General features: G+C 65.9%; 17 protein-coding genes. 7 read left to right on the top strand and 10 right to left on the bottom strand.

The genetic code is table 11. From position 1 onward, the window contains the following. The first annotated feature begins 9 nt into the window (after positions 1 to 9). Positions 10 to 1,842, top strand: a complete 1,833-nt coding sequence (locus NMQ16_RS03160) for an alpha/beta hydrolase (RefSeq protein ID WP_257079025.1) — start codon at positions 10 to 12, stop codon at positions 1,840 to 1,842. A gap of 28 nt (positions 1,843 to 1,870) precedes the next feature. On the opposite strand, the gene NMQ16_RS03155 is transcribed toward NMQ16_RS03160, so the two are convergent. From NMQ16_RS03155 to NMQ16_RS03130, 6 genes are all read right to left on the bottom strand, one after another. Then, positions 1,871 to 7,546, bottom strand: a complete 5,676-nt coding sequence (locus NMQ16_RS03155; protein ID WP_257079024.1) for an Hpt domain-containing protein — start codon at positions 7,544 to 7,546, stop codon at positions 1,871 to 1,873. Continuing rightward, complete coding sequence (locus NMQ16_RS03150; RefSeq protein WP_257079023.1) at positions 7,543 to 9,636, bottom strand: methyl-accepting chemotaxis protein; 2,094 nt, start codon at positions 9,634 to 9,636, stop codon at positions 7,543 to 7,545. The genes NMQ16_RS03155 and NMQ16_RS03150 overlap by 4 nt, the downstream gene beginning before the upstream one ends. A gap of 160 nt (positions 9,637 to 9,796) precedes the next feature. After that, entirely contained in the window at positions 9,797 to 10,309 is a 513-nt protein-coding gene (locus NMQ16_RS03145) for a chemotaxis protein CheW (RefSeq protein ID WP_257079022.1), read from the bottom strand. Continuing rightward, on the bottom strand, positions 10,302 to 10,685 hold the full coding sequence (locus NMQ16_RS03140) for a PleD family two-component system response regulator (protein WP_069038734.1): 384 nt from the start codon (positions 10,683 to 10,685) through the stop codon (positions 10,302 to 10,304). Before NMQ16_RS03140 ends, NMQ16_RS03145 begins: the two co-directional genes overlap by 8 nt. A 31-nt stretch (positions 10,686 to 10,716) precedes the next feature. Further along, positions 10,717 to 11,115: a PleD family two-component system response regulator gene (locus NMQ16_RS03135; RefSeq protein ID WP_083223978.1), complete on the bottom strand. Its 399-nt coding sequence runs from the start codon at positions 11,113 to 11,115 to the stop codon at positions 10,717 to 10,719. Positions 11,116 to 11,219: 104 nt separating this feature from the next. Further along, positions 11,220 to 11,408, bottom strand: a complete 189-nt coding sequence (locus NMQ16_RS03130) for a rubredoxin (RefSeq protein WP_069038733.1) — start codon at positions 11,406 to 11,408, stop codon at positions 11,220 to 11,222. Between the two features lie 115 nt (positions 11,409 to 11,523). On the opposite strand from NMQ16_RS03130, the gene NMQ16_RS03125 reads away from it, so the two are divergent. Genes NMQ16_RS03125 through hemL form a run of 3 tightly spaced genes read left to right on the top strand, consistent with a single transcriptional unit; the run spans position 11,524 to position 14,290 of the window. Beyond that, positions 11,524 to 12,372, top strand: a complete 849-nt coding sequence (locus NMQ16_RS03125; RefSeq protein ID WP_257079021.1) for a hydroxymethylpyrimidine/phosphomethylpyrimidine kinase — start codon at positions 11,524 to 11,526, stop codon at positions 12,370 to 12,372. A gap of 3 nt (positions 12,373 to 12,375) precedes the next feature. Then, entirely contained in the window at positions 12,376 to 12,999 is a 624-nt protein-coding gene (thiE, locus tag NMQ16_RS03120) for a thiamine phosphate synthase (protein WP_257079020.1), read from the top strand. Positions 13,000 to 13,009: 10 nt separating this feature from the next. Then, complete coding sequence (hemL, locus tag NMQ16_RS03115) at positions 13,010 to 14,290, top strand: glutamate-1-semialdehyde 2,1-aminomutase (protein WP_257079019.1); 1,281 nt, start codon at positions 13,010 to 13,012, stop codon at positions 14,288 to 14,290. An 89-nt stretch (positions 14,291 to 14,379) separates the two neighbouring features. Here hemL and NMQ16_RS03110 read toward each other — a convergent pair whose 3' ends face one another. Genes NMQ16_RS03110 through argS form a run of 4 tightly spaced genes read right to left on the bottom strand, consistent with a single transcriptional unit; the run spans position 14,380 to position 18,197 of the window. Next, positions 14,380 to 15,180: an SDR family oxidoreductase gene (locus NMQ16_RS03110; RefSeq protein WP_257079018.1), complete on the bottom strand. Its 801-nt coding sequence runs from the start codon at positions 15,178 to 15,180 to the stop codon at positions 14,380 to 14,382. Between the two features lie 5 nt (positions 15,181 to 15,185). Continuing rightward, positions 15,186 to 15,824 (bottom strand): thiol:disulfide interchange protein DsbA/DsbL, encoded by a 639-nt coding sequence (locus tag NMQ16_RS03105; protein ID WP_257079017.1) that lies wholly within the window; start codon positions 15,822 to 15,824, stop codon positions 15,186 to 15,188. A gap of 31 nt (positions 15,825 to 15,855) precedes the next feature. Continuing rightward, a complete protein-coding gene (locus NMQ16_RS03100) occupies positions 15,856 to 16,455 on the bottom strand; it encodes an SPOR domain-containing protein (RefSeq protein ID WP_257079016.1) in 600 nt (199 codons plus the stop codon). Next, a complete protein-coding gene (gene argS, locus NMQ16_RS03095) occupies positions 16,455 to 18,197 on the bottom strand; it encodes an arginine--tRNA ligase (protein WP_257079015.1) in 1,743 nt (580 codons plus the stop codon). Before argS ends, NMQ16_RS03100 begins: the two co-directional genes overlap by 1 nt. 211 nt (positions 18,198 to 18,408) lie before the next feature. On the opposite strand from argS, the gene ubiB reads away from it, so the two are divergent. The 3 genes from ubiB to NMQ16_RS03080 all read left to right on the top strand — a co-directional run bounded on the left by ubiB (position 18,409) and on the right by NMQ16_RS03080 (position 22,269). Continuing rightward, complete coding sequence (gene ubiB / locus NMQ16_RS03090; RefSeq protein ID WP_257079014.1) at positions 18,409 to 19,932, top strand: ubiquinone biosynthesis regulatory protein kinase UbiB; 1,524 nt, start codon at positions 18,409 to 18,411, stop codon at positions 19,930 to 19,932. Positions 19,933 to 20,068: 136 nt separating this feature from the next. After that, positions 20,069 to 20,665: a chemotaxis protein CheC gene (locus NMQ16_RS03085; RefSeq protein WP_257079013.1), complete on the top strand. Its 597-nt coding sequence runs from the start codon at positions 20,069 to 20,071 to the stop codon at positions 20,663 to 20,665. Between the two features lie 101 nt (positions 20,666 to 20,766). Further along, positions 20,767 to 22,269, top strand: a complete 1,503-nt coding sequence (locus tag NMQ16_RS03080; protein ID WP_257079012.1) for a sodium:solute symporter family protein — start codon at positions 20,767 to 20,769, stop codon at positions 22,267 to 22,269.

The raw sequence follows: 22,269 nt of genomic DNA, 5'->3' as shown, positions 1-22,269 counted from the left end.
GCCAGAGCCATGAATAAACCAGCCACCAAAGACACCACACAGCCCGAGGCGTCGTCTCTGCCTGATCCGGCAGAAGTCGCCAAGACGTATGCCCAGGTAGCCGAACGCGCGTCCAAGCTGCTCGGTGACCACGTGCAGCGACAGCTCAAGCGCGGCATCACGCCGCCGGCCGACGAACTGGGCATCGCCCAGGCCTTCATGGACATGACGTCGCATCTGCTGTCCAACCCGTACAAGCTGGCGCAGGCGCAGATGGGGCTGGTGTGGGACTACTACACGCTGTGGCAGCAATCGATGCTGAAATTCATGGGTGTCGATGCCGCCCCGGTGGTCACCCCGGTCAAGGGCGACAACCGCTTTCGCGGCGAGGAGTGGCAGAGCCACTTCCTGTTCGATTTCTTCAAGCAGAGCTACCTGATCTCGGCGCGCCACATCCATGATGTGGTGAGCAACGTCGAAGGCATGGACGAACATACGCTGCAGAAGGTCAATTTCTTCACCCGACAGACCATCAATGCGTTCAGCCCGAGCAATTTCGCGCTGACCAACCCCGAAGTGCTGCGCGAAACGGTACGCAGCCACGGCCAGAACCTGCTGAAGGGCTTCAACAACCTGCTGCGCGACATCGAGGACGGTGACGGCCAGCTGCGCGTGCGCATGACAGACACCACGGCCTTCGAACTGGGTCGCAACGTGGCCACCACGCAGGGCAAGGTGGTGGGCGAAAACGCGCTGATGCAGCTGCTGCAGTTCAACCCGACGACCGAGCAGCAGTTCAAGCGTCCGCTGCTCATCGTGCCGCCCTGGATCAACAAGTACTACATCCTCGACCTGCGCGACTCGAACAGCTACATCAAGTGGGCGACCGATCAGGGGCACACGGTGTTCGTCATTTCCTGGGTGAATCCTGACGAAAAGCTGGCCCAGCTGACCTTCGAAGATTATGTGCAGCAGGGGCCGCTGGCTGCACTCGACATGATCACGAAGCAGACCGGCGAAACCGAAGTGAATGCCGCCGGCTACTGCCTGGGCGGTACGCTGCTGGCCACCACGCTGGCCTACCTGTCGGCGAAGAAGGACAAGCGGATCGCCAGCGCGACCTTCTTCACCACGTTGATCGACTTCTCCGAACCGGGCGAACTGGGCGTGTTCATCGACGAGAAGGCCGTTGAGGGGCTGGAAAAGAAGATGTTCTCGCGCGGCTATCTCGAAGGTTCGGAAATGGCCGGCACCTTCAACATGCTGCGCTCGAACGATCTCATCTGGTCCTTCGTCGTGAATAACTACCTGATGGGTCGCGAGCCCTTCCCGTTTGACCTGCTGTACTGGAATTCCGACTCGACCCGCATGCCGGCCTGCATGCACAGCTACTACCTGCGCCAGATGTACATCCACAACAAGCTGCGCGAGCCGGGTGGCATCACGGTGCTCGGTGAAGCGATCGACATCCGCAAGATCAAGCAGCCGGTGTATTTCATTTCCGCTATCGAAGACCACATCGCGCCGTGGAAAAGCACCTATACAGGTGCCACCCTGCTGTCGGGCCCGACGCGCTTCGTGCTCGGCGGCTCGGGCCACATTGCGGGCATCGTCAATCCGCCGGCCGCCAACAAGTACGGCTACTGGACCAGTGCCGCGCCCAAGCTGGCAGCCGATGCCGACACCTGGCTGGAGGGATGCACACAACACACCGGCTCCTGGTGGACCGACTGGCAGCAGTGGGTGACCGCGCTCGATGCCGACATGGTGCCCGCGCGCGATCCGGCAAAGGGCAAGCTGAAGGTGATCGAAGACGCGCCTGGCCGCTACGCCAAGCTGCGTCTGGACACGACGAAAGGTTGAGCCAGGGGCGCGCAAGGCGCCCTGAACTTCACCGGCGGCCGCTGCCGCCGGTGAAGTCTGCCACCCGCTGCAGCAGGTGGGCCTCGTCGTAAGGCTTGCCGAGGTACTCGTTAACCCCGATCTCACGCGCATAGGCCTGATGCTTCTCGGCGATGCGCGAGGTGATCATCACGATGGGAATGTCGCGCGTGCGCGCGTCGGCGCGCACCTGCAGCGTCAGTTCGAAACCGTCCATGCGCGGCATTTCGATATCCACGAGCATGACTGCCGGCAGCTTGTCGGCCAGCTTTTCCAGCGCATCGATACCATCCTTGGCCGTGATGACGCGGTAGCCTTCGCGTTCCAGCAACCGGCTGCTCACCTTGCGCACCGTCAGCGAATCATCCACCACCATGATCAGCGGCGGCAGCGCTTCCGGCACTTCCGGCACGGCGCGCACGATGTCGGGTCGGTCGGCCATGCGGCCGATGCGTGAAGCGAGCGACACCGGGTTGATGATCAGCGTGACTTCGCCATCGGCCAGCACGGTGGCGCCGGCGATGCCGGCCAGCCGCGACAGTTGCGGTCCGACCGGCTTGACGACCACTTCCTGGTTGCCGCGCAGTCCGTCTGCTTCCAGCGCCATCAATTCGTTGCCGGCACCGAGCAGCAGCAGCCAGGTGCCGGTGCCCGGCTGAGCATCGGTATTGCCAAGCAGGCGGGGCAGGTAATGATAGGTGTAGTGGTGGTCCATCCACTCCTGGCCGCCGGCCAGACGAAGGGCAACCGCTTCGTCATCGCGCAGCTCGTGCGCGTGCTTCACCATCGAAGACGGAATGGCGTAGGTCTTGCCCCCGCTGCTCACCAGCAGCGACTGGGTCACTGCCAGCGTCATCGGCAGCGACAGCCTGAAGCGCGTACCGCGGCCGGCTTCCGATGTGGTTTCGATGCGGCCGCCCAGTGCGGTCGTGGCATTCCTCACCACATCCATGCCGACGCCGCGGCCGGCCAGTTCCGACAGCTGTTCGGCAGTCGAGAAGCCCGGCTCGAAAATGAGGCTGGTCAGACGCCGCTCGTCGGCCTCCTCGTCTGCGCCGAGCAGCCCACGCTCGACGGCGCGAGCACGGATGCGTTCGAACGCCAGCCCGCCACCGTCGTCGACCAGTTCGATGACGACCTCGTTGGTTTGCTGGGTCAGGGAAATGACGATTTCGCCGGTTTCCGACTTGCCTGCCGCTTCACGTGTCGCGCGCGGCTCGATGCCGTGGGCCACCGCGTTGCGCAGCAGGTGCTCGATGGGACCGGTCATCTTTTCCAGCACCTCGCGGTCGAGTTCGATGCGCGTGTTGGTCAGTTCAAGATTGACCTTCTTGCCGGTTTCCTTGGCCGACTGGCGCGCCACCCGGTACAGCCGGTCTTCCAGCGTCGAGAACGGCACCATGCGCACCGACATCAGCGCCTGCGACAGGTCGCGGTTCAGCCGCGCCTGCGACTGGATGGCGGTGTCGGCCGCATCGAGGTTACGCACCAGGTTGTACTGCACCGTGGTCACGTCTGACAGGCTTTCGGCCATCATGCGCGACAGTTCCTGGAAGCGCGTGAAGCGATCCATTTCGAGCGGGTCGAACTGTTCGTGCTGTGCTTCGGCGGCTGCCATGCGCGACTGCATCTGGCTCTCGGCCTGGATTTCGATCTCGCGCAACTGGCTGCGCAGGCGCTGCACGTTTTCCGTCAGGTCATTCAGCGAGCCACGCAGCGAGCGCAGCTCGCCTTCGATGCGGGTGCGTGCAATGCTCATTTCGCCGGCTTCATTGACGAAGCGGTCGACCATGTCGGAGCGCACGCGCACCGACGGACGCTCGCGCGGCGCGCCGGCATCGCCCTCGGCCGCGGACGTCGGGGCCACCGCGTCCTCGGCCGCCACGGTCTCCGGAGTCAGCGCTTCGCCGCGTTCCAGCTTCGCCACCAGTTCTTCGCAGCGGTCATAGCCGAGGTCGAGCTCGTCGAGCAGCAGCGCGCGATCGTCCGGCGCACAAGGCTGCTCGATCAGCGTCTCCATGCTGTGCACCAGATCGCCGAAGCGCATCACGCCGGCCATCCGGGCACTGCCCTTGAGCGTGTGCAGTTGCCGGCGCAATGCGTCCGAAGCACTCAACGCGTCGGTGTCGTCGCGCCAGCTGCGCAGTTCGCTGCCGATTTCCCGCAGCAGGTCATGGGCCTCCTCGATGAAGATCGGCAGCAACTGATGATCGATTTCATCCGGTACCACGAAGGCCTGCGCGCTCTCGGCCGGCACGGTGGCGCGGGCTGATGGCAGGCGTGCCAGTTCGAACGGCTGCGCTTCGTTGCCGGCTGTCTCGGCCAGCACATATTCGTCCGGCAGCGCGACCTTCTCGAACGGGTTCACCGGCGGCAGGTCTGCCGCGACGATATCCAGTGCGGGTTCGCCCGGGGCGGCCATTTCGTCCGCGGTGTCGAAGGCCTCGGGTCGCATCGGCTCGGGAGCTTCCGCCAGTACTTCCGTCATGCCGCCAAGCGGCATGATGTCCATGTCCGGCAGTTCAAGAACCTGCAGTTCGACTGTCTCGGGCACGATGGTTGCTGCGCCGAACAGCGCATCAAGCCGTGCGATCAGTTCCGGTGCGGGTGTGGCGATCGCACCCGAGCCGATGGCGGCGACCTGGGCTTCCAGCGCGCTGGCGGCGCTGTTCAGCAGCGCGGACTGGTCGGCGTGCGGCGCGTCGCCGCGCGCTTCGCAGCGCAGCAGTGCATGTTCGAGCGAGCGCGCCAGCGCGCTGATGTCTTCCTGACTGACGGTGAGCGAAATGCCGCCCAGCGTATGAGCGGCGAGCAGGCTGTCCTGGCTCGGACGCAGCGACGGGTTGATGTGCAGTCGCGTCAGTTCGCGCCGCAATGTGGCGACGTGGCCGCGCGCTTCGGCGAGGAACAGGTCGAACAGCGTGCGGTCTGCGCCGGCATCGAGTGCGCGCTCTTCGGCGTCGATGTCGGACGTGATGTCTATCGTGCTTTCCGGCAGCGTCAGTTCGACGCCCGGTGCATCGAGGTCGAAATCGAGTTCGAGGTCGACATCGCCGCCTGTGGCGTCCAGCGGTGCGTCCAGCGCGACGATGTTGGTCACCGAATCGAGGCCGGTGTCGGGCTCGAAGGCATTGGCGGCAACCGGCCCGGCGGCTGGCATGTCCGCCTCCAGATCGAAATCGAAGTCGATGTCCAGGTCGAGATCGCTGCCCGCGACGGCTGCGCCCGGGACCGCGTCTTCAGCCAGTGCTTCGGCGGCCGGCGCGGCAGCGGGCTCTGCGTCGTGCGTCTGTATCGCGTCGCAGGCCGGCTGCAGCCAATCGTGCTCCGGCGAGCGGGTATCGCCCTGTGACAGCCGGTCAACCCAGCCAGCGAACAGCATGCGCGCACCATCGAGCAGGTCGAACAGTTCCGGTGTGCCGTCGCGCTCGCTGCCCAGCCAGCGGTTCATGACCTGCTCGACCGCAAACGCCGCCTCGCCCAGATCGCGCAAGCCGACCATGCGACCGCTGCCCTTGAGCGTATGGAAGCCGCGTCGCAGCGTGGTCAGCAGGTCCTGGCTGTGCGGCTGCCGGCGGGCGGCATCGGTGCTCGACGCCATCGTGTCCAGCACTTCGCGCGCTTCCTCGATGAAGATTTCGAGCAGTTCGGCATCGAAATCTTCCTGGCTGGCTTCGGCCAGACGCACCGTATCTGCCGACGGCGCGAGCGACTCGTGCGGCGTCTGGCCGATCCCCTGCACTGCGTCGGCAATGGCGGCATCGGGTACCGCCTCGCCGGCCTTGAGTGCGGCGAGGGCTTCGGTGGCGCGCTGCTCGAGCTTTTCATCGGCGAGCAGTTTGGCGTCCTGCCGGATGGTTTCGAGTGCCTGACGCAGTTCGTCGCGCGTGTGCTCGTCGGCGCCGCCGTGCGACAGCCGGTCGAGCAGCTGAGCCGCTTTCTCGCGTCGGTTCGCAAGTTCCGACTCCACGCTTGCGCCTTCGCCGGCTTCGGCGGCGTCCTGCGCCGCACTGCGCGGGTTCAGGATCAGGTCGAGGTCGGCCGGGCCGTACTGCAGCTTGTCGACAAAGAAGCCCAGGCCGGAGAGCTGGTGCGCGAGGGCTTCGAACTCGCCTTCCACGATTTCATGTTCCGGCTTCGCCATGTCGGCGATCTGCGCCGCTGCGCGACGCACCAGCGATACGGCGGCGTCCTGCCCCAGCATGTTGAGGGCGCCGTCGATCTGCTTCAGCGGGCCGGCCAGCGCCGCCAGTTCGGCCGCGCGCGAGGGATCGCGGAAGTAGCCGTCGAGCTGCTGTTCGACATCGGCCAGGCTGGCCATGATTTCGCGTGCCACCTGACCCATGAACAGCCGTTCCTGAGCGCGGCGCGACATTTCGTCGAACAGCGGGATCTGCATCGCCGGCAGCGTTTCACCGCGGCGCGCTCGCGCGAGGCGGTCGATCAACGTATCGACCTGGCCCGGCAGGTCTTCGCTCTGCGCGCGGCTGAACTGTTCGACCAGCGCGTCCATCACCAGCAGCGCGGTGGCGACCTCCATCGCCAGATTTTCGGTGTGCTGCAGCGGATCGCGGCGCAGCCACTGGCCAAGGTCCAGCAGAGCGGCGGCCAGGCGTGCCAGATCCGGCTGACCGACGCGGCCCGCCGCGGCGACCATGGCTTCGCATTGTTCATGGAATTGCGGCAGGCCGACCGCCGCTCCGGACGAAAACCGTGTCCATGCATCCTTGCCCTGGCCAAGCGATTCGCGCAGCGCGGCCAGTGCCGGGCGCAGGGTGCCGAAGTCGTCGTGGCCGGCGGTGTCGCCAGGTGCCAGCAGTGCGTCGAGCTGATAGGTATCGCGCACCTGACGGATGTGCGGCGTCAACTGCTCGGCGGTGGCGATGAAGTACAGCGAATCGCGCATCAGTCGTTCAGCCACGCCGCGCGAGCCTTCGAGCAGGCGGCGCATCTGCACATCCATGCGTGCGCACAGTCGCTTGATGAAGAAATCGCCGCGAATGGCGCCTTGTGCAAGACCGTCGGTCAGCGCACCGCACACCCACCAGAAAGCGCGCGTCGCCGGGACCGACTGCATCTGTTCGATGGCACCGATGGCCTGACGCATCTGCGGCAGTCCTTCGCGATCGTCGCGCAGGAAACGCAGCAGGCCGCGTTCGAACTGGCTGCGTGCGGCACGCAGCGCACGCGCGCGGTCCAGTGGCGACAGTTGCGACGCCAGCTGGGCCGGAGCAGGCGGGCGCAGCGTGAGGTCGGGGAAAAACAGTTCGGACGGCACGACGACCGTTTCGCCGCGCAGCGCCATCAGGTCGCGATACAGCGGCATCAGCCGCATCGGCTGGTCTGCGCCACCTGCGACCAGTTCGTCGAGATGACCGCGCACCGACGCAATGGCGCGCTGGGCGAGCGATGCAGCGCCCCGGCTGCTGGCCAGCCGGCCAGCGTGCCAGTCGGCGAACAACTGTTCGAGCGCGTCGCAGAAATGGGTCAGGCCGTCGAGGCCGACAATGGCCAGCGCGCCGCGCGCCTGGTGCAGATGGGTCTGCGCGAACTTGAGCGGCTCGGCACCCGCCTGATGATCTTCGTTGCCGAGTGCTTCGGATGCGCGGATCAGCGCCAGATCGATTTCGCCGCGGACCCAGATCAGCGGGCCCAGATCCTGATGGGTGGAAGGCGTCGTGTTCATACCTTGAAGCCCGCGACCGAGCCTTTGAGTTCAGCCGCCAGATCGGCCAGCTGTCCGATGGAAAGTGCGGTCTGCTTGGTGCCGACCGTGGTCTGTTCGGTGATGCGCAGAATGCCCTGCATGCCGTGCGCCACCCGGGTCGCCTGTTCTGCCTGTACCTGCGCCGACGACGAAATCGCTTCGATCAGTTCGGTCAGTTCGGTCGATACGGTTGAAATTTCGTCCAGCGCCTGTCCGGCTGCGTCGGACAGGCGCGCACCCTCGACCACGCCGCGGGTCGAATTTTCCATCGCGGCGACCGCATCCTGGGTGTCGGTCTGGATGGTGCGCACGATGGCTGCGATCTGCTTGGTCGCCTCGCCCGACCGTTCGGCCAGCCGCTGCACTTCTTCGGCCACCACGGTGAAGCCGCGCCCGGCCTCGCCGGCGCCCGCGGCCTGGATGGCGGCATTCAGCGCCAGCACGTTGGTCTGTTCGGTAATGTCGGAAATCAGTTCGACGATTTCGCTGATTTCCTGCGACGACTCGCCGAGGCGTTTGATGCGCTTCGATGTTTCCTGAATCTGGTCGCGGATGTCGTTCATGCCGCGGATCGAATTCGACACCGCGTTCGAGCCGTTCTGGGCTGCTGCCAGCGACTGGCGCGCCACCTGCGCCGAGCGGGTCGCCTCTTCCGACACCGCATTCATCGATTTCGCCATGGCCAGCACCGACTGGCCGGACTCGGTCACTTCGCGCGACTGCCGCTCCGCGGCCGTCAGCAACTGGGTCGAAATGCGCTGCGCGGACTCCGACGCTTCCGCCACGCGCCCGGCCGCGTCGTTGATCCGCTTCACCAGCACCGAAAGTTCCTCGATGGTGTAGTTGACCGAGTCGGCGATGGCACCGGTGATGTCTTCCGACACCGTCGCACGCACCGTCAGGTCGCCGTCCGCCAGATCGCCCATTTCATTCATCAGGCGCAGGATGGCCTGTTGGGTCGTGTCCTTCTCGCGTTTCGCTTCCTCGCGCGAGCCCTCGACGAGAATGCGCTGCCGGTGCTGGTCTTCGTTGTAGGCGCGCACCATCAGGAACACGCTGGCCAAGGCAAGCAGCACGCACAGTACCGCGCCAAGGATCCGCAACGCACGGGCATCGCGCTCCGTCGAATAGATGGCAGCCAGCGCATCGGTCGGGCCCGCCAGCGCCGCAGTGCCGCCGATCAGCAAGAGGCCTGCGGCACGTGCGGCGAGCAGGTCGGCTGGCTTGTCCAGCGCCGTAACCAGCGCGGTCATGCGCGGCACCAGTTCGTTGTGCGCCTGCGCAAAGGCCTCACGCGGCTCGCCCTCGGCGCTTTGTTCGAGTTGGGCTGCGGTGTCGAGCAGCACGGGCAGGGCGCGCTGAAGCGTGTCGAGCGTATCGGCTGACGTCGGCGTGGTTGACGTCAGCGCATGGATCGCCGCCCGGACCTGACCGACGCTGCCAGCGAACAACAGACTGAGCCCGCCATCGCGTGCGCCACGCTGGGCAGCGATGCGAGCGAGCGCGGCCATCATCGGTGTTGCGGCAGCATCGAGCGCGCGGCCGGCCTCGCCAAGCGCAAGCAGGGTTTTCTGCTGACCAAGCAGCAGGGCCACGTTGCGGTCCTGGCCGCTCCACGCGGCGTCGATCTGTTGCAGCGCGTCCTTTGCGGCGCCGCGGGCGGGCGGCAGCGCCACGCCGTCCGCCTCGCCGCCACGGTTCAATGTGTCGAGCAGCGCCGTCACAGCCGCGCGAGCGGACGAAAGTTCGCCCAGCGCACTGGCCTGTCCGGCCAATGCCTGCGGCGCTGAATGAGTCACCCCCTGCATCAGCGTGCGCAACTGACCCGCGGCATGGATGTGGGCCGCATTTTGCCGCGTGCCGCGCCAGTCCTGCCACACCAGTACCGCAGCCAGCCCGATGAACAGCAGGAAGATCACGGCCAGCGCCCGCACCTGCTGGCCGAGCGGCAGGTGGCCGATCAGCGGCAGGCGGCCGCGCAGGAATCCCGCCGCATCCACCGGCTTCGACGGCGCGGGGTCGCTGCCGGCCTGCGCAGCGGACTTCAGTCCAGGAATGTTCAACGCCATCGGGACTTTCCTCGGGGACTACGTTGCTTGGGGAGAAAGGCAGGAGACTGGAGCAGCGGCCAGCCCGGAACAGCGACAGTGAAAGCATGGCCCGATGCATCGCCGGGTGAGCGGCGGCGGCCGGCAGCGGGATAGCACGCGAGCAGGGCCGGCATGCGGATCAGGCCGCCACGTCGGCAAAGCCGGGGTCTGCGTACAGGCGCCGCGGATCCAGCCGCAGCCACACGCGGCCCTGGGTGTCGACCAGCCGGGCCGACACCCAGGGCCGGGCATCGGCCTGACCGGTATCAGCGCTTTCGAAATCCTCGAGTGCGCGCAAGCCGAGCACGCGGGACACCAGCAGCGCACTGTTGGTCCCGAATTTGGCGTGCGGCAGCAGCAGCCGTGTTTCGCCGGCCACGCCGGTCGATGCGCCACCCTGGAACGCGGCGAAGTCATTCACCGCGTAGAGCAGACCGCGCACGTTGGCGATACCGCGCAGCCAGCCGCGGGTGAGCGGCACAGGCGTCAGTGCCGGCACCGGCAGGATTTCGCCGGATTCGGCCAGATCGATCAGCCACCATTCGTCGCCCGCCTGCACGCCGAGCAGCGCGCGCGCGCTCGTCTGTCCTGAAGTGTCGGACAGCTTCCGGGCCAACTCTTCCTCGAATTCGCGCAGCGACGTCCTAGCCATCGTTGCCCGCCGCGCCCAGCTGCTGGATGCGGCCCAGCAGTTCTTCGAGATTGACCGGCTTGACCATGTAATCGAGCGCGCCCTGTCGCATGCCCCAGATGCGGTCGGTCGGCAGATCCTTGCTTGTGCACATGATGACCGGGATGTCGCGCGTGCTGTCTTCGCGCGTGATGGTGCGCGTTGCCTGGTAGCCATTGACGCCGGGCATCACGACGTCCATCAGGATGAGGTCGGGCTTTTCAGCCTTGGCTTTCTCGATGGCCTGCTCGCCGTTCTCGGCGATGATGACCTCGAAGCCCTTGCGGGTCAGGAAGTCGTTCAGTACATGGCGTTCGGTGGGCGAGTCGTCCACCACCATGATGCGCTTGATGGCCATTGTGGCTCCGCGTTCGGTAAGCGCCGGCAGGTCAGTCAGCGCCGTTGCGCGCGTGACGCGACACTGCCTGCAGCAGGCTGTCCTTGGTGAAAGGTTTGGTGAGGTATTCGTCCGAGCCGACCATCCGGCCGCGTGCGCGGTCGAACAGACCGTCGCGCGAAGAAAGCATCACGACAGGAGTAGCGGCAAACCTGGGGTTTTTCTTGATGAGTGCGCAGGTCTGATAACCGTCGAGACGGGGCATCATGATGTCGCAGAAGATCACCTGCGGATGATGGTCGCTGATCTTCGACAGCGCATCGAAGCCGTCTTCCGCGAGGACGACCTGATATCCCGCCTGGACAAGAAAGATTTCGGCACTGCGGCGGATGGTGTTGCTGTCGTCGATCACCATCACCTTGACGCCGGCACTGCCACCCGATTCAGCCAAGATGCTCTCCCGTTCTTGTGCGCGACGATCGATGCCGCGATGTTGTGCCGTGCGCCGTCAGACAGCGACGCGGGTCGCCCGCTGCGGAAACGGCCGTCGGCTGGTCAGATCTGGACCATTTCAAAGTCGTCCTTGCGTGCGCTGCACTCCGGACAGGTCCAGTTGGGCGGTACGTCCGCCCAACGCGTGCCGGGCGCGATACCCTCTTCCGGCAGACCGGCGGCTTCGTCGTAGATGAAGCCGCAAATGAGACACATGTAACTCTGGAATTCGGCCGTGACTGTGGAACTCATGGCAGTATGGTTTGTTAGAATCGAATCGATATTACCGTAATTAACCTTCTGTAACGACAATCCGGGCGCGCGCTTTATGGTCAATCGTGATGTGCGGGCGCATCCGCCTCTTGTCATGTGTTTTTCCGCCACCGACCCCACGGGTGGCGCCGGCATGCAGGCCGATCTGATGACGCTGTCGGCGCTCGGCTGCCATCCGCTCGGCGTGGTCACGGCCGTCACCGTGCAGGACACCACCGGCGTCGAGGAAATCGTGCCGATGGACGACGACCTGGTGGTCGACCAGGCGCGCGTGCTGCTGTCGGATGTGCCGGTGGCGGCATTCAAGATCGGCGTCATGGGCAGCGTGGAGAACATCGCCGCCATCGCCGAGATCATTTCCGATTACCCGCATCTGCCGGTGGTGTTCGATCCGGTGCTGTCATCCGGCCGCGGTGACGAGCTGGCCGACGAGGAAATGGTGATCGCGCTGCAGGAACTGCTGCTGCCGCTGACCACGGTGCTGACGCCGAACAGCCTCGAAGCGCGCCGGCTGGCGCAGTTCGGCGACGACGAGGACGAGGACGGAGACGATGAATCGGACAACCGTCAGGATCCGCTCGCGCTCGACGAGTGCGCCCGGTTGCTGATTGCAGCCGGCTGCGGGCATGTGCTGCTGACCGGCACCCATGAATCGACGCTGCGCGTCAGCAACGTGCTGTACGGCCATGGCGGCGTGATCCGGCGCGACGAATGGGACCGTCTGCCGGGCAGCTATCACGGTTCCGGCTGTACGCTGGCGTCCGCGCTGGCGGCCTGGCTGGCGCAGGGTCTGGACGTCGGCGCAGCCGTGCAGGCGGCGCAGGAATATACGTGGCGTACGCTGGTCAACGGTTTCCGGCCCGGCATGGGCCAGTACCTGCCCGACCGTTTCTTCTGGACGCGCAACAGCAATATGGACGCGGACGACGGCAGCGACGACTAGACAATGCCTGGCGACCTCCTTCCATTGCGCGGTCTGTACGCAGTGACACCCGAAGCCCTCAGCGGCGCTGCGCTTTACCGGGCAGCGGAAGCCGCCTGCGCCGGCGGCGCGGTGCTGCTGCAGTACCGCAACAAGTCGCACAACGTCGCGTGCCGGCTTGCGGATGCTCTTGCGCTGCGCGCCATCACCACCGTCTGCGGGACGCGCTTCATCGTCAACGATGATGTCGAACTGGCGCGCGAAGTCGGCGCCGACGGCGTGCACGTCGGCCGCGAAGATGGCGATCCGGCGGCGGCCCGCCGGCGGCTGGGTCCGGCGGCGCTGATCGGCGTGTCCTGCTACAACGATGCCGGGCTGGCGCACGAGGCCCGGCGTGCCGGCGCCGATTACGTGGCCTTCGGCGCGATGTTCGCGTCGGCGACCAAACCCGCCGCGCCGGTCGCCGACCGCGCGCGTTTCGCCGAGGTGGCCGATCTGGGCATTGCCCGCTGCGCCATCGGCGGCATCACGCTGGATCGGGCACCGCGGCTGATCGAAGCCGGAGCCGATCTGCTCGCCGTGGTGTCCGATCTGTTCGACGCCCCCGATATTTCCGCGCGGGCACGTGCCTATGCGCAGCTTTTCTGAAGGAATTGCCATGACCACCCGCAACGAGCAGCTTTTCGAACGCGCCCAGCGCAGCATTCCGGGCGGCGTCAATTCGCCGGTCCGGGCCTTCCGCTCGGTCGGCGGCACGCCGCGCTTCTTCACGCGCGGCGTGGGCAGCCGGCTGTGGGACGCCGATGGCGTCGAGTACATCGACTATGTGGGGTCCTGGGGGCCGGCGATCCTGGGTCATGCACACCCGGACGTGATCCGGGCCGTGCAGGAGGCTGCGGTGGGCGGCCTGTCCTTCGGTGCGCCGACCGAAGGCGAAATCCTGATGGCCGAACTGCTGTGCGCCCGCGTGCCGTCGATCGAACAGGTGCGCCTGGTCAGTTCCGGCACCGAGGCGACGATGAGCGCCATCCGTCTGGCACGCGGTTTCACCGGTCGCGACACCATCGTGAAGTTCGAAGGCTGCTATCACGGCCACGCCGACAGCCTGCTGGTCAAGGCCGGCTCCGGCGCGCTCACCTTCGGCAATCCAAGTTCGGGCGGCGTGCCGGCCGACTTCGCCAAGCACACGCTGGTGCTCGACTACAACGATCCGCAGCAGCTGGAAGACTGCTTCCGCAACCACGGCGAGCGCATTGCCTGCGTCATCGTCGAGCCGGTGGTCGGCAACATGAACCTCATCGTGCCGACGCGCGCCTTCCTCGATGCGATGCGCACGCTGTGTACACAATATGGTGCGGTGCTGATCTTCGACGAGGTGATGACCGGTTTCCGCGTCGGTCCGGTCGGCGCCCAGGGCCTGTTCGGCATCACGCCCGACCTGACCACGCTGGGCAAGGTGATCGGCGGCGGCATGCCGGTCGGTGCGTTCGGCGGCCGGCGCGACATCATGGCCGCCATCGCGCCGATCGGCGCCGTCTATCAGGCCGGCACGCTGTCCGGCAACCCGGTCGCCGTGGCGGCGGGACTGAAGACGCTGGAACTGATCGACGTACCCGGCTTCCACGACCGGCTCGCCGCCCGCACGAAGCAATTCACCGACGGCATGGTCGCCGCGGCCCACGAAGCAGGCGTGCCGTTTTCGGCACAGTCGGTCGGCGGCATGTTCGGCCTGTATTTCCGCGACGCGGCGCCGGCCAGTTACGCCGAAGTGATGCAGTCCGACCGCGAGCGCTTCAACCGCTTCTTCCATGCCATGCTCGATGCCGGCGTCTATCTGGCACCGTCGGCGTTCGAAGCCGGTTTCGTGTCGGGTGCGCACAGCGAGGACGACGTGGCGCAGACGCTGGCGCGGGCGAAGGCCGCGTTCGCGAAGGCCTGACGGCTGACCGCAGATGCAAGTTTCAAGATGCAAGATTCAAGCTAGCGCCGCCCTTCCTTGCATCTTGAAACTTGTAACTTGCATCTGCCCTACAACGTGCCGCGCGGTTTGCGGCCGGCCTTCGCGAACGCGAAGTCGAATACGGGGTCGGGCAGCAGGCGCAGCAGCCTGGCCACCAGCCCCATCTGCCACGGCACGACTGCATAGGACGTGCCGCGTGCGATGACGCGGGCGAAGCGCGGGGCGGCTTCGTCGGCGCTGAGCAGGAAGGGCATCGGGTAGGGGTTGATGGCGGTCATCGGCGTATCGATGTAGCCGGGGCAGATCGTCTGTACCTTCACGCCGCTGCCGCGCAGTTCCACCCGCAGGCTTTCCAGATAGGTGATCGCCGCCGATTTCGACGCGCAGTAGGCACCGGCACCCGGCAGTCCGCGGATGCCGGCGACCGAGGCGATGCCGACCAGCGCGCCGCTGCGCCGCGCCTGCATCGGTTTCACGAAGGGTGCGAAGGTGCGCACCAGGCCAAGGACGTTGATGTCGAACACGGTTTCGAACGCCGGCAGGTCCTCCTGCTCGCCGGTCAGCGTGCCGACCGATACGCCCGCGTTGCCGATGACGATGTCCGGCACGCCGGTCTGCTGCATGAAGGATTCGGCCGCCGCCTGCAGCGCGGCGGCGTCGCGCACGTCGGCGGCAAAGGTGAAATGCTGTCCGGGCAGGCTGGCAGCCAGCGCATCGAGCTGCGCCGCCCGCCGCGCCACCAGGCCGAGCGTGGCGCCTTCCGCGGCGTAATGGCGGGCCAGCGCTTCGCCGATGCCGCTCGATGCGCCGGTCAGAAAGACAACGGGTGCCGCGCGGGCACCCGTTGCCGCCGGACGCGCTGCGTCCATGCGGTTTACTTCTTGGCGGCCGCTGCGCGCTCGCCGCGGGCGCGCTCGATCAGCTGGTCGACGATGACGAGCATGCCTTCATAACTGTTGCCGAGCGCGATGTACTTGCCATCGACCACCAGCGCAGGCACGCCGGTCAGCTGATAGGCGGCACTCATCTGCTGCGCGCGCTGCACCTTGCCCGACACGGCGAACGACTTGGCGGTGTCTTCGAACTTCTTCGCATCGATGCCGTTCTTGCCCATCCAGCTGCTGATGGTCGCCATGTCGTTGAACGCCTGGCGTTCCATGTGGATGGCGTCGAACACCTTGCTGTGCATGCGGTCGAGCTCGCCGAGCGTTTCCAGCGTGTAGAAGGTCTGTGCGCCGGCCACCCAGGACTGGCGGAAGATGGCCGGTACCCGCTTGAAGGTCACGTCGTCCGGCTTGCGGTCGAGCCACTTCTTCAATGACGGCTCGAGCTCGAAGCAGTGCGGGCAGCCGTACCAGAAGAACTCGATCACCTCGACCTTTGGGCCCGGTTCGACCGACTGGGCCGGCTTGATTTCGCGAAAGTCCTTCTCGTTCAGCGGGGCGGCGGCGACGCCGCTGGCCATGAAGCCGGCAAAAGCCAGCGCGGCGATCTGCTTGAATCCGAATTTCATGCTGTCTCCTGTATGTGCATGGCAAGTCCGGTCATCGGACAAGCGAAGTGTCGATCCCGTTCTGGGCCAGTTCGGCTCGGACCCGGCTCATGTCGTCCGGGCTGGCGAACGGGCCGAGCCGTACGCGGTACAGCGTGCCCTTGCCGGCAACGGCATGGGTCTGAACGTTCGACTCCAGACCCATCAACGCAAGACGGGCGCGCAGGTTGTCGGCTTCTTCTTCCGACGAAAAGGCACCGGCCTGCAGAACCAGCGATTCCGGGGCGGCGGCCGGTGCCGGCGCGACCGCGGGCACCGGGCTGTCTGCGGGCGGCGTCGGTGCTGCCGCAGGCGGCGTCCGGGCCGGAGCAGGCTGTGCGCTCTGACCGCCGGGCAGGATTTCATAGAAGTCGAAGCGCGGCTTGACGGGGGGCTTGTCACCCGGTTTGCCGGGCAGTGCGACCGGTTCGCTCCCCGGTGCAGACGCCGCGGGCGCCGCTTCACGCAACTGAAGTGGCAGCGCCGAGCCGTTGATGTACCACATCACTCCGGCGCACAGCACCACGCCCAGGACCAGGCCGATGAAGATGCCGACTACGGTGCCGCCGCGATGCTTGCGCGCGGGTGCCCTCTTTTGTGCAGCTTTGGCCATTACATCGATTCCGGTGCGGATACGCCAAGCAGCGACAGCCCGTTGGCGATGACCTGCCGCGTGGCGGCGGCCAGCGCCAGACGGGCTTCGCGCACCGCCAGATCGTCGACCAGCATGCGCGAGGCGTTGTAGAAGGCGTGGAAATCGGACGCCACATCGCGCAGGTAGAAGGCGACAGAGTGCGGTGCGCGGTCGGCCACCGCCTGGGTGATCACGTCCGGGAATTCGGCCAGACGCTGGGCCAGCAGCAGTTCGCGCTCGCCGGTCAACACATCGAACGGGATGCCGGGCAGCAGCGACAGGTCGAGCGCGTGATTGGCCACTGCCTCGCGCAGCACCGAGCAGATGCGTGCGTGAGCGTACTGTATGTAGTAGACCGGATTGTCGTTCGACTCGGATTTGGCAAGATCGAGGTCGAAGTCGAGGTGCTGGTCGCTCTTGCGCAGCACGTAGAAGAAGCGCGCCGCGTCGTTGCCGACTTCGGCTCGCAGGTCGCGCAGCGTGACGAAGTCGCCAGAACGCTTGCCCATGGCCGCCTTTTCACCGCCGCGGTACAACACGGCGAACTGCACCAGCGCGATTTCGAGCTTGTCCGGGTTTTCGCCCAGCGCAGTCAGCGCGCCCTTCACGCGCGGGATATAGCCGTGATGGTCGGCACCCCAGACATCGATGACGAGGTCGAAGCCGCGCGCGAACTTCTCCGCGTGATAGGCGATGTCGGACGCGAAATAGGTGTAGGCGCCATTTTCGCGACGCACGACACGGTCCTTCTCGTCACCGAAGCGGGTCGATCGAAACCACAGCGCACCATCCTGTTCATAAAGGTGGCCGCCGTCCTGCAGGCGCTTCACTGCGCGATCCACCGCGCCATTGCTGTGCAGCGACTGTTCCGAATACCACACGTCGTAATGCACTCGGAATTCGCCCAGATCATTGCGCTGGTCGGCCAGCATGGCATCGAGCGCGTAGCGGTGCACCGTCCACCAGTCTTCGCCCAGTGTGGTCTTGGCGTGGGCGATCAATGCGTCAAGCATGGCGTCTGCGGTATCGCCGGCGACCGAGGCATCGGGCAGCTCGGCCGTGTGCCTGTTCAGTAGGGTGCCCTGCTGGATGAACAGTTCCGCGCCGATGTCGCGCACATAGTCGCCGCGGTAGCCGTCGGCCGGGAATTTCACCGCCGCCCCCTGCGTTTCCATGTAGCGCAGCCATACCGACACAGCGAGGATGTCCAGCTGGCGACCGGCGTCATTGACGTAGAACTCGCGCGTCACCGCGTAGCCGGCGGCGTCGAGCAGGTTGCACAGCGCAGATCCGTAGGCAGCACCGCGACCGTGGCCGACGTGCAGCGGCCCGGTCGGGTTGGCCGACACGAATTCGACCTGCACCTTTTTGCCGGTTCCGGTGTCCGAGCGGCCGTAGCGTTCGCCTTCGTTCAGGATGCGGCCAACGATGGCCTGCTTGACCGAGGCGCTGAAGAAGAAATTGATGAAACCGGCGCCTGCCACTTCGGCGCGCTCGACGATGCGCGATGGCGGCAGTTCGCGCACGATGCGTTCGGCGATGACGCGCGGGTTCAGTTTCAGCGCCTTGGCCAGCTGCAGCGCGACGTTGCAGGCGAGGTCGCCGTGCGAAGCCTGCTTCGGGCGATCAAGAAGGATGTCGGGTGGCGCGATGTCGGGCGCCACACTGGCCAGTGCGGCATGCAGCAGACGGGTCAGTTCTCGGCGCAGTTCGGGGGTCATGAGTGAAACGGAAGCGCGATGCGCAAGTGCATTTGAAGACCGCGAAGTATAGCGCGAGCCCGCATTCAGCCCGGAAAGCCGCTTCCGGCGTGGCGGTGCTTCTTGTACAGTGCGCGCTCCGCACGCCGCTGTCGAGTCCCCGCAACATGAGGTTTCAACCCCCCAGATCGTCTGTTCCTGCCCCGCAACGCGCGGCCGAGGGCTGAGCCGCATGCGCTGGCTGCGACTGCTCAAGATCCTCACGGTGAGCCTGCGGTTCGGGCTCGACCAGATGCTGCTCGATGCCGGCAGCAAGCTGCGCTTTGCCGGCCTGCTGCGCGTCACCCGCCTGGGTCGGCGCTTCACCGATCCGCGCGCTGTCAGGCTGCGCGAAGCGCTGGAGGCGCTCGGTCCGATTTTCGTCAAGTTCGGCCAGATGCTGTCGACGCGGCGCGACCTGCTGCCACCGGACATCGCCGACGAACTGGCCAAGCTGCAGGACCGCGTGCCGCCATTCCCGTCCGAACAGGCGATCGCTCGGCTCGAGGCCTTCTACGGCAAGCCGCTGGACCAGGTGTTCCGCAGTTTCGAAACCCGGCCGGTGGCGTCGGCATCGGTGGCGCAGGTGCATTTCGCGGTGCTGCCGAATGGCGAAGATGTCGCGGTCAAGGTGCTGCGCCCCGGCATCGAACACATCATCGCCAACGACATCCTGCTGATGGAAACCGCCGCCGCCCTGCTGGAGCGCGTGTGGTCGGAAGGACGCCGGCTGAAGGCGCGCGAGGTGGTGGCCGAGTTTTCCAAGCATCTGGGCGACGAACTCGACCTGATGCGCGAGGCGTCGAACTGTTCGCAGCTGCGCCGCAACTTCCGCGATTCGCCGCTGCTCGCCGTCCCCGAGGTCTACTGGGACTTCTGCGGCCCCACCGCCATGGTGATGGAGCGCATGTATGGTCTGCCGATTTCGCACACCGACGCGCTGCGTGCCCAGGGTGTCGACATGGCGGCGCTGTCGCGCGCCGGCGTCGAAATCTTCTTCACCCAGGTGTTCCGCGACGGTTTCTTCCACGCCGACATGCATCCGGGCAACATTTTCGTCGCGCCCGACGGCCAGTACATCGCACTCGACTTCGGCATCATGGGTACGCTCACCGATGTGGACAAGAACTACCTGGCGCAGAACTTCCTCGCGTTCTTCCAGCGCGACTACAAGCGGGTGGCGCAGGCGCACGTCGATGCCGGCTGGGTGCCGCGCGGCACCCGGGTGGATGAGTTCGAGGCGTCGATCCGTGCCGTTTGCGAGCCGATCTTCGACAAGCCGCTGAAGGAAATCGAGTTCGGCCGCACGCTGCTGCGGCTGTTCCAGGTGTCGCGCCGGTTCAATGTCGAAATCCAGCCGCAGCTTGTGCTGCTGCAGAAAACCCTGCTCAACATCGAAGGTCTGGGGCGCCAGCTCGACCCGGAGCTGGACCTGTGGAAAACCGCCAAGCCCTTTCTGGAACGCTGGATGAGCGAACAGGTCGGCTGGCGCGCGCTGCGCCGCAAGCTGCTCGACGAGGCGCCGGCGTGGGCGATGATGATGCCGGAGCTGCCGCGGCTGGCGCACAAGATACTGAGCCAGTCTGCCGCGCAGGACGTGCGGCAGGAGGCGGTCGATCTCGAGCAGCGCAGCCGCCGGCAGCTGCGCTGGATACAGTTCCTGTGCCTGCTGGTCGCACTGCTGATCGGCTTCGAGGTGTGGCACGCCTTCGCCTGAGCTTCGCTCGGGATGTCTTCCCTAAAGATGTCGCCACGAAAGTCGTTAGCCCCTGTTCATACCGGGAGATGCCAACGATGAAAACGACCACGGTAGCTGCGGCGTGGCTTGCACGGGGCAGCGCAGGGGCGGGAACATGATTCCTCCACACATGAAGGCATTCGGCGAACTGGCCGGCTCGATGAGCCGATCGGTGCATGGTGCCGCATCCACCTTCACGCAGATCGTGTCCGAGCAGGTGGGCATGTCGGTTTCGCATGTCGAAATCGCCGACCGCGCCCGCCTCGATCTTTGCCTGGCCAGCCTCGACAGCTGCCTGTGCGGCGTGGCCCAGCGCATGCGCACCACCGACGGTTGCGGCGCCGAAGCCATGCTGGTGCTGCCGCAGATCGGCGGTCTGGCGCTGGTGCGGCGCATGCTCGGTCTGCCGGGTGACATTGCCGAACCGGGCGAACTTGAACAGGACGCACTCGCAGAGGTCGGCAACATCGTCATCGACGCCTGCTCCGGCGTGCTGGCCGGAGCGCTCGGTTGGCACATCGAGGCGTCGCAGCCGCGCGTCACGCTGTCGATGCCTGATCGGCTTTTCGGCATGGATGAATCGGTGCGCTGCGCGCTGGTGACTCATCTGCGCATGCATCTGTCGGGCCTGCGCGTCGATGGTCTTGTCGTGCTCGAAATGACTGCTCTCGCCGGTCTGCCCATGCTGCCGCCGCGGCGCCTCGACGCCTGAGCGAAAACGCCGCAAATCCAGTGCCCGCAAGGCTTGTGCGCCGCTATCATTGAGTCCGCGCGGTGTTGTGCCGCGCCGCGAAATGTTGCTCCGGGGCGTGCATGCTGATCTGGTTCGTAGTGCTCTATCTGATGGTGTCGGTCGGCATCGGCCTGTACGCCGCGACACGGGTCCATAACGCCAGGGATTTCGCCGTGGCCGGCCGCAGCCTGCCGCTGCCGGTGGTGACGGCCACGGTATTCGCCACCTGGTTCGGTGCCGAGGCGGTGTTCGGGGTGTCGGCGCAGTTCGTCACCGAAGGCCTCGGCGGCGTGGTCGCCGATCCGTTCGGCGCATCGATGTGCCTGATCATCGCCGGCATCTTCTATTCGACCAAGCTGTACAAGCTGAACATCATGACCGTCGGCGACTACTATCGCCTGCGCTACAACCGTACCGTCGAAGTCATCACGTCGCTGTGCATCGTCATGTCCTATCTGGGCTGGGTGGCGGCGCAGATCAAGGCCATGGGCCTCATCTTCTTCATGGTGACCGATGGTGCGGTCAGTCAGGAGACCGGCATGGTGCTCGGTGCCCTCATCGTGCTGACCTACACCACCTTCGGCGGCATGTTCTCGGTGGCCATCCTCGATTTCGTGCAGATGGCGGTGTCGATGGGCGGCCTTCTCTACATCGCCTACGTCATCAGTGGCCTGACCGGGGGTGTGGCGCCGGTTATCGACCACGCGTCGGCGGCCGGCAAGCTCGATTTCTTTCCGCCGGCCGATCCATGGCTGTGGATCACCTTCCTCGGCGCCTGGCTGACCATGATGCTCGGCTCCGTGCCGCAGCAGGACGTGTTCCAGCGCATCACGTCGGCGAAGAGCGCAAAGGTCGCGATCGGCGGTTCGGTGCTCGGTGCATCGATCTACTTCTGCTTTTGCTTCGTGCCGATGTTCATCGCCTATTCGGCGACGCTGATCGACCCCGGCACCTTCAACGCGTTGATCGAGGAGGATTCGCAGCGCGTGCTGCCGACGCTGGTCATGCAGCACACGCCGCTGATCGCGCAGATCCTGTTTTTCGGTGCGGTGCTGTCGGCCATCATGAGCTGTTCGTCAGCCACGCTGCTGGCACCGTCAGTCACCTTCGCCGAAAACATCGTAAAGGGTTTCTACCCGCGCATGGGCGATCGCCAGTTGCTGTTTGTCATGCGCGGTGCGATCGTCGGCTTTGCCAGCATCGTGCTGGTGGTGGCGCTGAATTCCGAGGCGGGCATATTCGAAATGGTCGAGAACGCCTACAAGGTGACGCTGGCCGGCGCCTTCGTGCCCCTGTTCTTCGGTGCGTTCTGGAAGCGCGCCACCACCCAGGGCGCGCTGGCCGCGATCATCGGCGGCCTGGGCTCATGGTTGCTGGTCGAGATACTGGTGGGCGAGGCCAGTGCGGTACCGGCCCAACTGATCGGTCTGGCGGTCAGTGCAACCGGAATGATCGTCGGCTCGCTGCTGCCGCAGTGGGTGGGCCATCGTCTGCCGCATGAGCCGGACCACGCAGCGCTGCATCACCATGCCGCCGCCGGCACGCATCACGCCGCCACCGGTCATACCCCGCCGCCGCGCTGA

Origin of the sequence: Methyloversatilis sp. XJ19-49 (assembly GCF_024580145.1) — a bacterium.
Classification (GTDB): Bacteria; Pseudomonadota; Gammaproteobacteria; order Burkholderiales; family Rhodocyclaceae; genus Methyloversatilis.
The sequence above is the reverse complement of the archived record's forward strand: the minus strand, read 5'-3'. Positions and strand labels throughout refer to the sequence as shown.